Origin of the sequence: Pseudomonas lutea (assembly GCF_000759445.1) — a bacterium.
GTDB lineage: Bacteria > Pseudomonadota > Gammaproteobacteria > Pseudomonadales > Pseudomonadaceae > Aquipseudomonas > Aquipseudomonas lutea.
This window is the reverse complement of the sequence record NZ_JRMB01000001.1, coordinates 1,165,602-1,178,780: the sequence shown is the minus strand read 5'-3', so window position 1 is coordinate 1,178,780 and position 13,179 is coordinate 1,165,602. Positions and strand designations below refer to the sequence as shown.

The following is a 13,179-nucleotide window of genomic DNA, read 5'->3' as shown; positions in this document are numbered from 1 at the left end:
AATTTGATGGCGCCCACACCGGCCTCTTCCCGGCTAAAGCCGGTCCCACTAACAGCACCGCGTACACCCTGTGGGACCGGCTTTAGCCGGGAAGCTTTGGCTCTGCTTTTGCTCCGCATTTGCTCCGCACTTGCTCTGCTGTTGCTCTGCTGTTGCTCTGCTGTTGCTCTGCTGTTGCTCTGCTGTTGCTCTGCTGTTGCTCTGCTGTTGCTCTGCTGTTGCTCTGCTGTTGCTCTGCTGTTGCTCTGCTGTTGCTCTGCTGTTGCTCTGCTGTTGCTCTGCTGTTGCTCTGCTGTTGCTCTGCTGTTGCTCTGCTGTTGCTCTGCTGTTGCTCTGCTGTTGCTCTGCTGTTGCTCTGCTTCTGCTCTTCATCCGCAAAAATTCCAGACACCGCAAAACGCGACTTGGGTGCAGGCTGAACGCAGGTTTTGCGCAGTGGGTCGAGCCGCATGGATGCGGCGAGAGCGCCGTCAGGACATGGATGTCCGTTCGGCGCGGGCCCACGGAGCAAGACCGGAGTGAAGGAACCCCGACGAAGGAGGGGCCAAACCAGGAGCACAAGCCCTTGGTTACTTGGGGCTCTATCAAGTAACTCGCCGAAGGCGAAACCCGAGGCCGTTAGGCCGAACCGCTTTTGACCTTGATCTAGCTGTAGATATTGATCTAGCTGTAGATCTTGGTTTGCCTCAGACCCTGCCATACGCAAACAAGCACATATCAGCAATCCAGCATCTGAATCACCGACTACGCTCAACCTTCCCCCAAACCCCCTCTTGAGGATTGCGCCCCATGTCCACCCTGACCCTGAAAGACGGCACCGAACTCTTCTACAAAGACTGGGGCACCGGCCAGCCGATCGTCTTCTCCCATGGCTGGCCGCTCGACGGCGACGCATGGGATGCGCAAATGCTCTTCCTCGGCCAGAAAGGCTACCGCGTCATCGCCCACGACCGCCGCGGCCACGGTCGCTCCGGCCAGACCTGGGAAGGCAACGACATGGACACCTATGCCGACGACCTCGCCGAACTGTTCGAAGCGCTGGACCTCAACGACGCCATCATGATCGGCCACTCCACCGGCGGCGGCGAAGTCGCCCGCTACATCGGCCGCCATGGCACTGCCCGCGTCGCCAAAGCCGTGCTGATTGGCGCCGTACCGCCGATCATGCTGAAAACCGCGGCCAACCCCGAAGGCTTGCCGATGGACGTCTTCGATGGCATCCGCGCCGGCTTCACCGCCGACCGCTCGCAATTCTTCAAGGACCTCGCCGTTCCGTTCTTCGGCTTCAACCGCGACGGCGCGAAAACCTCACAGGGCGCCATCGACTCGTTCTGGTCCATCGGCATGCTCGGCAGCGTCAAGGGCGAGTTCGACTGCATCAAGGCCTTCTCGGAAACCGACTTCACCGAAGACCTGAAAAAAATCGACGTGCCGACTCTGATCCTGCATGGCGACGACGACCAGATCGTGCCGATTGCCGCGTCTGGCTACAAGAGCCACGAGTTGGTCAAAGGCTCGACCCTGCACGTCGTCAAAGGCGGCTCCCACGGCATGTGCACCGTGCAGCATGAAGAGATCAACGAAATCCTGCTGGGCTTCATCCAGGGCTGACCCGCTTGTAAGGGCGTGTGCCGACGGTTGCGGTAACCGTCGGCACACCGATGCCTGGCCAACCAGGATGCCGGCCTGCAAACTCAAGCGTGCTGGCGATACCCATCGGCAACACGCGTCGCTAGACTGACAACATCGTCCTGGCAGAGAGAGAGAGCACCGCCATGCCCACCGAACCCTATCTCCCCGAAACCCTGTCGCGCGCCGAACTGGATGCCATGCCCGGTTGCGTCGTGGTCGACTTCGGCACCAACTGGTGCGGGCACTGCACCGCGGCGCAGCCGTTGATCGAGAAGGTCGCCGCCGATTACCCGCAGGTGCGGCACATCAAGATCGAAGATGGCAGCGGTCGCCAATTGGGGCGTTCGTTCAGAGTGAAGCTGTGGCCCACGCTGGTGTGGATGCGTGACGGGCAGGAAGTGTTGAGATTGGTCAGGCCCACTCGCGGAAGCGACCTTGAAGAAGCGTTTGAAACCCTGGTGCAGGAAGGCTAGGGCGCGACGGTTCAGCTGCGCCTGAGCGGGGGGGAGCTTCAGGAAGCCCTCAGCCCCCGGTCATGTTCATGAAGCGCACCACTTGCACATCGTCGTTGAGCTCGAAGTTGTGCTTCCACGGCTTGAGCTGCATGGCGTTAACGATGGCGTTTTCCAGCTTCTCCGGTTGCCCGGGGTTGGCCCGCAGCACGGCTTTGAGATCCGCCGAGTGTTCGTTGCCCAGGCACAACAGCAGGCGGCCCTCGACCGTGACGCGCACTCGATTACAGGTTGCGCAGAAGTTGTGGCTGTGGGGCGAGATAAAGCCGATGCGGATATTCGGCGCCTCGGCCACCCGCCAGTAGCGCGACGGCCCGGAAGTCGACTCGGTGGAGTGCACCAGGGTGTAGCGCTCGGCGATACGCTCGCGCACCTGCTCACTGGAGAAGAACGACTCGGCGCGGCTGTGCTCGCTTATAACCCCCAGTGGCATTTCTTCGATGAAGGTGATGTCGACGCCGCGATCAATCGCGAAGGCCACCAGGTCGTTGATCTCGTGATCGTTGCGCCCCTGCATCACCACGCAGTTCAGTTTGGTGCGCTGAAAGCCTGCCGCGTTGGCGGCGTCGATCCCGGCAATGACCTTGCTCAGGTCACCGGTGCGGGTCAGTTCCTTGAAACGCGCAGGGTCAAGGCTGTCCAGGCTGATGTTCAGGCGCTTGAGGCCGGCTTCGAACAATGGCACCGCGAGCTTGTCGAGTTGCGAGCCGTTGGTGGTCATGCACAGTTCGCGCAGGCCGGGCAGGGCGGCGATGCTGCGGCACAATCCGACGATACCGGAACGCACCAGCGGCTCACCGCCGGTGAGGCGAATCTTTTTGGTGCCCAGCGCAACGAAGCGCTCGGCCACTTGATGGATTTCTTCGAGAGAGAGGATCTGCTGACGCGGCAGGAAGGTCATTTCCTCGGCCATGCAATACACGCAGCGGAAATCACAGCGATCAGTGACCGACAGGCGGACGTAATCAACCTTGCGTGAATAGCTGTCCATCAGGACTCGATCTGACATTACTTCCTCTCGACAGCGTGTTGCGTGGCAGAAACAGCGCGCGAGCCATCTGCATAGACGGCCCGCGAGTACGGCGTTAAATCTTCCCGGCAGCCTGTGGTTCGATGACCGCCGCCTGGGCGCCGGTGGCCGAAGCCTGAATGGCTTTGGAATAGGACACGTAATACGCGAGCCCGACGAAAATTGCACCCCCCACGGCGTTGCCCAGGAACACCGCGACGAAGTTTTCGACGAAATCGGTCCAGCTCAGGGCATCGGCAAAAATCCCCGCCGGGATCACGAACATGTTGGCGACCACGTGCTGAAAGCCGATGGCGACGAAGGCCATGATCGGGAACCACATGCCAAGGATCTTGCCGGTGACGTCCTTGCTCGCATATGACAACCAGACCGCCAGACACACCAGCCAGTTGCAGCCAATGCCGGAAATAAAGGCCTGCGAAAAGTCAGCGCTGGCCTTGGCTTTGGCGATGGCCAGGGTTTTTGCCAGATAGGCCCCTTCGGTCAGGCCCAGGACGTGACCAAAGAAATAAGCGACGAACAGCGCGCCGAGCAGGTTGGCCAACGTCACCAGCGCCCAGTTGCGGACCACCGCCGATAACGGGATGCGCCGGGCGAACATGGCCGTTGGCAGGCTCATCATATTGCCGGTCAGCAGCTCGCCACCGGCCAGAATGACCAGAATCAGGCCAATCGGGAATACGGCAGCGCCCAGCAGGTTACCCAGCGAGGCCCATTGCGTCGGGATCATGGTGCTGACGTGGATGTCCAGCAAAAAGCCCAGGGCGATGAACGCGCCAGCCAGAAAACCCAGCACCAGAATCGCCGGAGTGGCCATGTGAGACTTCTTCACGCCGGCTTCGATGGTGATCTCGGCGATCTGCTGGGGAGTATTGATGGACATAGGCTTCCGGGCTCGCACGCAATGAACGGCGTCGCGACTGTCTGAGCCAGCGACGCGGTAATGAAGGAGGGGTTCAAGCATCCAGTCTTGTTGCGCGAAGGTGTCAGCCGACACGGCGCCGATCGCCGATGAGCGCGCCGCTGCGACGTTAAACCGCAGGACAGAAGGCGCCCAAAAGACCCGATCAATTAGTGAGCACGCTACCGATCGGGGTCTGTAGCGTCCAATCGCTTGTTCTGATGGCTTCATCGACACTGTCTATCACGCGGCTATGCCAGCTGAAGCGGATGAGATTTTGAAACCCAGTCAGTCCGCCCGGTCGGTCTTTTCAGCCTCTGCGTCACCGGCGATGCTGCGCTCGTACCACTCCAACAGCGGCTGAATGCTGATGCCGTGTACCAGAATACTCAGCGCCACCACCGAGAGCGTCAGACTGATGGTGGTGTGTACCGCTTCGGCCGGCAAGCCGTGGGTGAGCGCGTAGCACAGGTAATAGAGGGTGCCGATGCCGCGAATGCCGAACCAGCCGACCAGTGCCTTCTGCGGCCGAGTCAGCAGGCGTCCGCTGATCATCAGCCACACGCTTAGCGGTCTGATGATGCAGAACAATGCCAGACCCAACCCGACAGCGCGCCAGTCCCAGTAGGTGGCGAGTGCGGCGCCCAGCAGCGTGATCAGCAACACTTCCATGGCGCGCTCCACCAGGCTGCCGAAGACCATCATGTCGCCCATCATTACCCCGGCCGCCAGCTGGCTGTCCGACAGCGATTCGCGATCACCCATGATGGCCGACTCGGGATCGCTGTGGGTGTGGCCCAGTACAGGAATGGCCACATGCTCGGCCGGGACCTCTGACTGCGTGGTCTTGACCTCGGCATGGCGCAAGCCGATGCCGGCCGCGAACACCGCCAGAAACCCGTAGGCGCCAAGGCCTTCGGCGGTCACGTAGGCGATGGCGATCAGCGCGAGGGCAAGAAAGTCATTGGGCGACTGGGTACTGTCGGCGTTCTTGATGCGCAGGTAGATCATCAAGTGGCCGACGCCGCGGCCGAGTCCATAGCCGAGCAGCAATCCGAGCGGCACGCCCCAGATGATGTTCTTCAGCAGCCAGGCCTGGGTCCAGTTGAAATCCGAGAAGCCATGGGTGATGAACATCAAGGCGAAGATCACGAACGGAAACGCCGTGCCATCGTTGAGCCCGGCCTCGCCGGACAGGCCGAAGCGCACCCGGTCCAGATCCTGGGCGCTGTTGACCTGTACCAGCCCGGCCAGCACCGGGTCGGTGGGCGAGAGCATTGCGCCGAGCAACAGTGAGATCGGCCATGACAGCTCAAGCCAGTAGTGCGCGACCAGACTGACGCCGGCAATGGTCGCCAGCATCACTGGCCCGGCCAGCAGATACGCTGAATACCAGGCGCCCCGGTGCAGTGGGAGACGCAGCTTGATGCCGGTGTTGAACAGTGAAAACAACACGGCAATTTCAGTCAGCCGTTCAAGCCAGTGGCGCGCGTCGCGCACATCCAGCTGCGCGATGTCCAGGCCCCACGGGCCAATCGCCGCGCCAAACGCCAGACACACCGCCGAGGTGGTCACCGGCAGCCAGCGCAGGTAGGAAGAAGTCAGTGCCAGCAGCATCAGCAGGACACCGAAGACGGTCATGCAAAGAATGAAACTCATCCGGATTCGTCATCAGTCAATGGGCGGGAATGACTGTGTGACTGTACGAGGCGGTGATAGTTGGAACGGATGTGGGATTGAGCCCGTCAGCGGCGCTCAGGATTCCCGGCTTAAGGCCCTACGGACTTATCGGCGTACCGGCTTACAGGCTTACAGGCTTACAGGCTTACAGGCTACCGGCTTATAGGTTACAGCGTTGCGGAACGACGCCAACCATTGTGGTACCGGCTTCAGCCGGGAAGAGGCCCTTGAGTACGCTATCCATCTGCGGCGGAACATCCGACGCTTTCCCGGCTGAAGCCGGTCCCACAGGGACTGTGTTGCCTGCGCGACAGCGCGGGGTCTGAACAACTGATCGTACGGGGCACGCATGTGCTTGCGATCGTTCCCACGCTCTGCGTGGGAATGCATTTGCTGACGCTCTGCGTCAGAGCGATTGACGCGGAGCGTCCCGGGCGGCATTCCCACGCGGAGCGTGGGGACGATCAGCCAGCGACGCGGACCCTTGTGGGACCGGCTTCAGCCGGGAAGAGGCCGTTGGGGACGATCAGCACACCACTGACTACTGCGCACGCCGGGTTCCGCGCAAACTGCCCGTCCTACCGCTCGATGGTGCGGCTCCAGCGCGCGTTCCACTCCGGCCGGACCTGGTTGACCTGGTCCCAATCTATGGTGACGGCGGTTTCCAGGTACTTGTTCATCGCCTCAACCTGACCGCGGGTCTTGTCGGTGGTCGGGGTCTTGGGGTTGGACGGGATCTGGTCGCCCATTTCCAGCGCTGGCGCCTGAGCTTCCGGGGTCAGGAGAAAGGCCGCCAGTTTCTGCGCCAGTTCCGGCTGATCGTTGTTGGCAATCGTGCATTCGGCGACGTTGAGCACCACGGCGCCTTCCTTCGGCGGCGCGTACTCCACCGGGACGCCTTTGAGTTTGAGCGCCGTGACCTGGGTCGGTGTCAGGGGGAACAAGGCCGCTTCCCCGGTCTGCACCATTTCAGAAATCTTCGCCGAGCTGGCAATGTACTCAAGCACGTTGGGCCCGACCGTCTTCGGCCACGCCTTGAAGCCCGGCTCGACATTGGTCTCGTCGCCGCCCTGCAGCCGGTTGAACATCAGGAATCCGTGCAGCCCGAACGTCGAGGAGGCGAGTGACTGGAACACCAGCTTCTCCTTATAGCGCTTGTCTGCCATATCGGCCCAGGACGTCGGCGCGCTCCAGCCGTTTTCCTGGAACATCTTGCTGTTGTAAGCCAGCCCGGTGACGCCAAGGCTCACCGCCACCGCTTCTTCCTTGATCTTGCCCTTGGCCGGAATGTCCGCCAGCGCGGCGCTCGGGTTCAGCTTGCCGCACAGGCCCATGGAAATCGCCCGGTACATGATGCCGTCGTCGAGAAACATCACGTGCATCTGCGGATTGTCCTTGCTGGCCTGGGCCTTGGCGAGGATGTCCGAAGACGTGCCGGGCACGATGACCACCTTGACGTTGTTGGCTTTCTCGAACGCTGGCAACACATGGTCGGCATACAGGCGTTCCATGGTGCCGCCGTTCATGCCCAGATACAGGGTCGGCTCGGCCTGGGCCGGCAGAGACCCGAGCAGCAGGGCGAGCGGCAGGCAGGACGCGCCGGTCAGGGCAAAACGTTTCATCTGAGTCATGGGTTCGACCTTCCTCTGAGCAATGGAATGACGTTGTCCGTGCCGGAACGCACGGCGGTGGCGGGCAGTTGAAGTTGCGGTTGCGGCTGAGGTTGTGATTGAAAACGCTGAATCGAAAACGCGGTCAGGTCGATGCTCGACGCCCCGGTGCAGACTGTTTGCGCCAATGCTTCCCCCGCCGCGGGCCCGATCTGAAAACCCGATCCGGCGAAGCCAAAGCCATGCAACAGCCCCGGCTGGGTAGAACTGGCACCCAGCACCGGTTCGCGGTCAGGCAAATAGCCTTCGGTGCCGCTCCAGGTACGGATGGCCTGCGCACCGGCCAGCGGAGGGTATAACTCCGCGGCGTTTCGCAAGATCTCAAGAATGGCCGCCTGACCGGGACGCGCCGTGGCGGGGTCCAGCGCAAATCCCTGGCCACCGCCCAATACGCAATTGCCTCGGGCCACCTGGCGCGCATAGATCCCGCCGCCTTCGACGCCGGTGCTGACGTCCATGAACATCGGCAGCGGCTCGGTCACCAGCATCGCCGGATGCCCCGCGCGCATGGGCACCGGCTCGCCGAACTGTTGAGCCAGTTGCGCGGCCCACGCGCCGGCGCAGTTCAGCAGCCACGGCGCACAAAAGCGTTGAGCGTTGGCGGTCTGCACCACAAAAGCTTGGCCATCGTGGCTGACCTGAGTGACGTGCGCCTGCTCGAAAGTCTGCGCACCGGCGCGGCGCGCGGCAAACGCGAAAGCGGGCGAGACCAGGCGAGGATTGGCATGACCGTCATCGGCGCACAGAGACGCACCGACCGCCACATCCCCCGCCCAGGGAAAACGCGCGCGCAACTGGCGGTGGTCAAGCAGCTGCAAATCCAGGCCAAACCCGCGAGTGGCCTGTTCATAAGCGGCCAGCGAGGCCATGTCCTTGTCACTGCGCGCCAGCTTGAGGTGGCCGGAGCGCACGTATTCGCCATCGGTGCCAATAAAAGCGCGCAAGTCGCCCCAGATTTCGTGGGCGCGCTGGGACAACGGCAGTTGCGACAGCGGACGGCCCTGACGGCGCACGCCGCCATAATTGACGCCGCTGGAGTGCGAACCGAAAAAGTCACGCTCCAGCAGTGCCACGCGTTTTCCCCTCAGGGCCAGGAACAGCGCAGCCGAGGCACCGACAATGCCCCCGCCGATGACAACTGCATCCACTTCTGTCGGCTGGCTCATTGTTCGGCCTCCACACCAAACGGGATTGGCTTGATCGGCGCCTGCCCCCGCAGCCGACCCACGCTGGCGATATCGCGGCCGGACGCGTGCGCAACGATCTCTGTCGCGGCCAATCCGCACATGCGACCCTGGCAGCGGCCCATGCCGACGCGGCACATGGCCTTGACCCGGTTGATCTCCCAGTGACCTTCGGCCACGGTCTGGCGGATGTCGCCGGCACTGACTTCTTCGCAGCGGCACACCATGAGGGTGTCTGGCGCCTTGGCGGCCCAGTCTTCGGGGAATGGAAAGGCAGTTTCCAAGCCCTGGCGAAAGCGCTGAATCGCCTCCAGTTGTCTCTGCAATTCAACGCTGCGGGCCCGGTCGATGCGCTGGCCGATATCACTGAGCAGGGTCAGAGCCGCCAGTTCACCGGCCAGTTCAGCGGCGTCCGCGCCCATGATCCCGGCGCCATCACCGGCCAGATAAACCCCTTCGACACTGCTGCGGCCAGCCCCGTCGCGGCTCGGCAGCCAGGCGCGGTTCAACCCGCTCCAGGTGAATTCACAGCCCAGCAGGTCGGCCAGTTGTGTTTCGCTGCGCAGGGCGTGGGCGAACGCCACGGCGTCGCAGGCGAGGCTTTTGCGCTGGCCGCCTTGTTGCCAAGTGACGCCGCTAACTCGACGTTGCCCCTCGATTTCCTGTAACTGCGCGCCTTGATGCACCGCAATGCCGTGGGCGGTCAGCCAGCTTCGATAGTAAATACCCTTGGCAAGCGTCGCGGGTTGCCCAAGCAGCGCGGGCAGGGCGCGGGTCTGCGCGGAGAAGGGCGAACTGTCGAGTACCGCAGCCACGCTCGCGCCGGCCTTGGCGTACTGATACGCCACCAGATACAGAAGCGGTCCGCTGCCAGCGAGCACCACCCGCTGGCCGATCGAACAACCCTGAAATTTCAGGGCGATTTGCGCCGCACCGAGGCTGTAGACCCCCGGCAACGTCCAGCCGGGCACTGGCAGAATACGGTCGGTGGCGCCGGTGGCAACCAGCAGGTGTTTGAAGGGGATTTGCCCGGCGCGGCCATTGCACAACGTATCGAGAACGCGCGCTTCGGCGTTCCACACCAAGGTTTCGGGGCGGTAGTCGATGTCGGCCCGCAACTGGTCCAGCGTGGCGTGGACGGCCTGGGCCTTGGCGGCCTCGAAGCCATACAACGCCTTGGCCGAACGTTTGAAATTCTCCGGTTGGCGGCGGTAGATCTGCCCGCCGCCGCGCAGGCCTTCGTCCACCAGACAGGGGCGCAGGCCGTGGGCCACGAGGGTTTGTGCCGCGCGAATCCCGGCGGGGCCAGCGCCAATGATGACCGTGCTCGCAGCGTGCGGGGTTGGCGTGTTCATAAGCGCCGTCCCGGTTCGCGGTTCACGCACATGTCGGCTTCCAGCGGCGTCGAGCAGGCACGCACCCGGCGGCCGTCACCCAGTTTGACCCAGCAGTCCTGGCAGGCACCCATCAGGCAAAACCCGGCACGGGGCTCGCCACTGAAGTCGCTGCCGCGCAGCGAGTCCTCAGCCGTCAATACCGCCGTGAGCAGCGTATCGCCCAGCAAGCCACTGGCCGGTTGCCCGTCGAGGGTGAAACCCAGCGCAGGGCGATCACGCTCCGCCAGTCGTCTCAATAAAGCCATGGCGCGCGCTCCGTGGGGCAAATGCAGGTCAGCGGAAGTCTCATCAATGCCTCCCCACCAGGACCCGATCCAGCCCGTAGACCCGGTCGAGGATGATCATGGTGGCCGCGGTCAAGGCGATGACCAGTGCGGACACCGCCGCCATCATCGGGTCGATGGATTCGGTGGCATAGACGTACATGCGCACCGGCAGGGTCTGGGTCGAGGGCGAGGTGACGAAGATCGACAGCGTGACTTCGTCGAAGCTGTTGATGAACGCCAGCAGCCAGCCGCCTGCAACCCCCGGGAGGATCATGGGCAGGGTGATCAGGCGGAACAGCGTGAAACGGCTGGCACCCAGGGACTCGGCGGCCTGCTCGGCGCTGCGGTCCATGCCGATGGACGCCGCAATCACCAGCCGCAGCACGTAGGGCGTGATGACCACGACGTGGGCAAACATCAGCCAGACGAAACTGCCGTTCACCCCCATCAGCGCAAACAGACGCAGCATGGCCACGCCCAGCACCAGGTGAGGAATGATGATGGGCGAGAGGAACAGACCGTTGAGGAAGTCGCGACCCGGGAAGCGATAACGGGTGATCGCCAACGCCGCCGGCACCGCGATCAACGTCGCCAGCGTGGCGGCGACCACCGCCAGAATCAGGCTGTTGTAAAAGGATTGAATGAAGTCGGCGCGTTCGAACACCGCCCTGAACCAGCGCAGGGAAAACCCGTGCCAGGGCAAGCTGAGGGTGTTTTCCGGAGTGAACGCCACCAGGCACACCACCACCAGCGGCGCCAGCATGAACACCACCACCAGGGCATGAAACGACAGGGCCAGAGGACCGTTCTTGGACATCGCTCATTCCCCCAGGGATTTTTTATAGCGGCCTTCGACCAGCCGGTTCCACGACAGCATCACCAGCAGGTTGACCAGCAGCAGCGCCACCGCAATCGCCGCGCCCATGGGCCAGTTCAACTCGGAGAGGTATTGGTCGTAGACCACGGTGGCGACCATTTTCAGTCGACGACCGCCGAGCAGGCCGGGGATCGCAAACGAGCTGGCCGACAAACCGAATACGATCAACGTCCCCGACAGCACGCCCGGCATCACTTGCGGCAGCACCACCATGCGCATCACCTTCGCCTGTGTGGCGCCGAGGGACAGCGCGGCCTGCTCGGCAGACGCGTCGAGCTTTTGCAGCGAGGTCCACACCGGAATGATCATGAATGGCAGCATCACGTGGACCAGCGCCAGGATCACTGCGAACGGCGTGTAGAGCATCTTGATCGGGCGCCCGCCGAGGGCCTGGATCGCCTGATTGATCAAGCCGTCGGCGCCCAGCAGCAGGCTCCATCCGAACGCCCGCACCACCACGGAAATCAGCAGCGGCGTGAGAATCAGGATCAGGAAAATCGAACGCCACGGCGTGCCCATGCGACTGAGGATGTAGGCCTCGGGTACACCGATCACCACGCACAGCAGCGTCACCAATGCGCTGATCCAGAAGGTCCGCAGGAAGATCTCGTAGAAATACGAATCGGTGACCAGATTCAGGTACTGCGCCAGCGTCCATTCGCCGCCCTTGACCCCGACTTCGTAGTCAAACACGTTGAACGACAGCACCAGCGTCAGCAGCAACGGCAGCACCAGCAACCCTAGAAACAGCGCCAGCGCCGGGGCTGACAGCAGGTAACCGCGCCCGGTGTCGCGCAGCACGCTCATGCCGGCACCTCATCGACGGTGAGCACGCGCAGCAGCTCGGACGGCCAGTCCAGGCCCACGGTGAAGCCCTCGTTCATGGGCGCGTCGCCGTCGTTGCGGCGCACCACGGTGATGTCGCCGATGGCGGTTTCGATCCGGTACAGCCACTGGCTGCCGAGGAAGTAACGCGTGACGATGGTGCCTTGCAACCGGCCGCTGCCTGCGGGGACCAGATCGATCTTCTCCGGGCGCAGGCTCAGCACCAGTTCGCCATCGCCTGAGGCATGCCGGACCTGGGCCGCACCGCTGGCATCACGGTCACCGCGCAGCAGATTGGCTTTGCCGACGAAGCCTGAAATGAAACGGGTGCGCGGGTGTTCGTAGAGCTTGTAGGGCTCGTCGATCTGGGTAATGCGCCCGGCCTGCATGACCACCACGCGATCGCTGATCGACAGGGCTTCGGCCTGATCGTGAGTGACCATCAGTGTGGTGATGCCGACTTCGCGCTGGATGCGGCGAATCTCGAACTGCATTTCTTCGCGCAGATTGGCGTCGAGGTTGGAAAGGAGCTCATCGAGCAGCAGCACGGGCGGCTCGATGACCAGCGCGCGGGCCAGGGCGACTCGCTGCCGCTGGCCGCCGGACAACTCGCGCGGATAACGCTCGGCATGCGGGGTCAGGCGCACCAGGTCCAGCACGCGGGTGACGCGGCGCTCGATGTCGGCAGAGGAAACCTTGCGCATCTTCAGGCCGAAGGCAACGTTGTCACGCACGCTCATGTGCGGGAACAGCGCGTAGGACTGAAACACTACGCCCAGTCCGCGGCTGGCGGGCTTGGCGTGAGTGATGTCGCGGCCATCCAGCAGGATGCGGCCGGCGCTGACATCGACGAAGCCCGCGATCATTTGCAGGGTGGTGGTTTTGCCGCAGCCGGAGGGGCCGAGCAGGGAGACGAATTCGCCTTGCTCCACCGAGAGGTCAGTGGCAACGACTGCATCGACGGCGCCGTAGCGTTTGCCCAGCGCCTGAAGTTGAAGAAAAGCCATGGCTGCGTTCCACCTTTTTTTCGTGCATGCCGATGGCATGCGTTTTTTATGGGCAGATGCGAAGAGAAGTGCTGCGTGTGGCCGTGGACGCTGGCGCTCGATCGGAGTCGGCTGCCGCTGTTATTCAAATCGCCCTGTGGACTGATCCTAGGCCCAAGACTAGGATGCGCTCAACGAGCAATTTCATTGAGCGAGTAG

The 13,179-nt window shown here is 62.9% G+C and carries 13 protein-coding genes; 2 read left to right on the top strand and 11 right to left on the bottom strand.

Annotation, left to right across the window (positions count from 1 at the left end; translation table 11 throughout):
- Positions 1-82: 82 nt before the first annotated feature.
- The gene (locus LT42_RS25620; protein ID WP_152597587.1) at positions 83-451 is read right to left on the bottom strand and encodes a hypothetical protein; all 369 of its coding nucleotides are present in this window, start codon (positions 449-451) and stop codon (positions 83-85) included.
- 338 nt (positions 452-789) lie between these two features.
- Between LT42_RS25620 and LT42_RS04855 the strand changes: the two genes are divergently transcribed.
- Positions 790-1,611 (top strand): alpha/beta fold hydrolase, encoded by an 822-nt coding sequence (locus LT42_RS04855; protein ID WP_037010390.1) that lies wholly within the window; start codon positions 790-792, stop codon positions 1,609-1,611.
- Between the two features lie 164 nt (positions 1,612-1,775).
- Complete coding sequence (locus tag LT42_RS04850; protein ID WP_037010389.1) at positions 1,776-2,105, top strand: thioredoxin family protein; 330 nt, start codon at positions 1,776-1,778, stop codon at positions 2,103-2,105.
- 49 nt (positions 2,106-2,154) lie between these two features.
- Here the strand turns inward: LT42_RS04850 and moaA are convergent, their stop codons facing one another.
- From moaA to LT42_RS04800, 10 genes are all read right to left on the bottom strand, one after another.
- Positions 2,155-3,153, bottom strand: coding sequence for a GTP 3',8-cyclase MoaA (moaA, locus tag LT42_RS04845; protein ID WP_037010387.1), 999 nt, complete (start codon positions 3,151-3,153; stop codon positions 2,155-2,157).
- A 76-nt stretch (positions 3,154-3,229) separates the two neighbouring features.
- Positions 3,230-4,057: a formate/nitrite transporter family protein gene (locus tag LT42_RS04840; RefSeq protein WP_037010385.1), complete on the bottom strand. Its 828-nt coding sequence runs from the start codon at positions 4,055-4,057 to the stop codon at positions 3,230-3,232.
- A gap of 306 nt (positions 4,058-4,363) precedes the next feature.
- The gene (locus LT42_RS04835; protein ID WP_037010383.1) at positions 4,364-5,734 is read right to left on the bottom strand and encodes a cation:proton antiporter; all 1,371 of its coding nucleotides are present in this window, start codon (positions 5,732-5,734) and stop codon (positions 4,364-4,366) included.
- Positions 5,735-6,333: 599 nt separating this feature from the next.
- Positions 6,334-7,386 carry an ABC transporter substrate-binding protein gene (locus LT42_RS04830; RefSeq protein WP_037010381.1) on the bottom strand — a complete coding sequence of 351 codons (1,053 nt, stop codon included), beginning with the start codon at positions 7,384-7,386 and terminating at the stop codon, positions 6,334-6,336.
- Entirely contained in the window at positions 7,383-8,591 is a 1,209-nt protein-coding gene (locus tag LT42_RS04825; protein ID WP_037010379.1) for an NAD(P)/FAD-dependent oxidoreductase, read from the bottom strand. The genes LT42_RS04830 and LT42_RS04825 overlap by 4 nt, the downstream gene beginning before the upstream one ends.
- Positions 8,588-9,964: an FAD/NAD(P)-dependent oxidoreductase gene (locus LT42_RS04820; protein WP_037010378.1), complete on the bottom strand. Its 1,377-nt coding sequence runs from the start codon at positions 9,962-9,964 to the stop codon at positions 8,588-8,590. The genes LT42_RS04825 and LT42_RS04820 overlap by 4 nt, the downstream gene beginning before the upstream one ends.
- Positions 9,961-10,251 carry a (2Fe-2S)-binding protein gene (locus LT42_RS04815; RefSeq protein ID WP_037010376.1) on the bottom strand — a complete coding sequence of 97 codons (291 nt, stop codon included), beginning with the start codon at positions 10,249-10,251 and terminating at the stop codon, positions 9,961-9,963. Before LT42_RS04815 ends, LT42_RS04820 begins: the two co-directional genes overlap by 4 nt.
- Positions 10,252-10,294: 43 nt before the next feature.
- Positions 10,295-11,089: an ABC transporter permease gene (locus tag LT42_RS04810; protein ID WP_037010374.1), complete on the bottom strand. Its 795-nt coding sequence runs from the start codon at positions 11,087-11,089 to the stop codon at positions 10,295-10,297.
- Between the two features lie 3 nt (positions 11,090-11,092).
- A complete protein-coding gene (locus LT42_RS04805; protein WP_037010372.1) occupies positions 11,093-11,956 on the bottom strand; it encodes an ABC transporter permease in 864 nt (287 codons plus the stop codon).
- Positions 11,953-12,981, bottom strand: coding sequence for an ABC transporter ATP-binding protein (locus LT42_RS04800; protein WP_037010371.1), 1,029 nt, complete (start codon positions 12,979-12,981; stop codon positions 11,953-11,955). Before LT42_RS04800 ends, LT42_RS04805 begins: the two co-directional genes overlap by 4 nt.
- Positions 12,982-13,179 lie beyond the last annotated feature (198 nt).

Excerpts from the sequence above, each read along its gene's own strand:
- LT42_RS04815 (WP_037010376.1), bottom strand. The coding sequence starts at position 10,251 with ATGGCTTTATTGAGACGACTGGCGGAGCGTGATCGCCCTGCGCTGGGT.
- moaA (WP_037010387.1), bottom strand. The coding sequence starts at position 3,153 with ATGTCAGATCGAGTCCTGATGGACAGCTATTCACGCAAGGTTGATTAC.
- LT42_RS04825 (WP_037010379.1), bottom strand. The coding sequence starts at position 8,591 with ATGAGCCAGCCGACAGAAGTGGATGCAGTTGTCATCGGCGGGGGCATT.
- LT42_RS04840 (WP_037010385.1), bottom strand. The coding sequence starts at position 4,057 with ATGTCCATCAATACTCCCCAGCAGATCGCCGAGATCACCATCGAAGCC.
- LT42_RS04805 (WP_037010372.1), bottom strand. The coding sequence starts at position 11,956 with ATGAGCGTGCTGCGCGACACCGGGCGCGGTTACCTGCTGTCAGCCCCG.
- LT42_RS04835 (WP_037010383.1), bottom strand. The coding sequence starts at position 5,734 with ATGAGTTTCATTCTTTGCATGACCGTCTTCGGTGTCCTGCTGATGCTG.
- LT42_RS04800 (WP_037010371.1), bottom strand. The coding sequence starts at position 12,981 with ATGGCTTTTCTTCAACTTCAGGCGCTGGGCAAACGCTACGGCGCCGTC.
- LT42_RS04830 (WP_037010381.1), bottom strand. The coding sequence starts at position 7,386 with ATGACTCAGATGAAACGTTTTGCCCTGACCGGCGCGTCCTGCCTGCCG.
- LT42_RS04810 (WP_037010374.1), bottom strand. The coding sequence starts at position 11,089 with ATGTCCAAGAACGGTCCTCTGGCCCTGTCGTTTCATGCCCTGGTGGTG.
- LT42_RS04855 (WP_037010390.1), top strand. The coding sequence starts at position 790 with ATGTCCACCCTGACCCTGAAAGACGGCACCGAACTCTTCTACAAAGAC.
- LT42_RS04850 (WP_037010389.1), top strand. The coding sequence starts at position 1,776 with ATGCCCACCGAACCCTATCTCCCCGAAACCCTGTCGCGCGCCGAACTG.
- LT42_RS25620 (WP_152597587.1), bottom strand. The coding sequence starts at position 451 with ATGCGGCTCGACCCACTGCGCAAAACCTGCGTTCAGCCTGCACCCAAG.
- LT42_RS04820 (WP_037010378.1), bottom strand. The coding sequence starts at position 9,964 with ATGAACACGCCAACCCCGCACGCTGCGAGCACGGTCATCATTGGCGCT.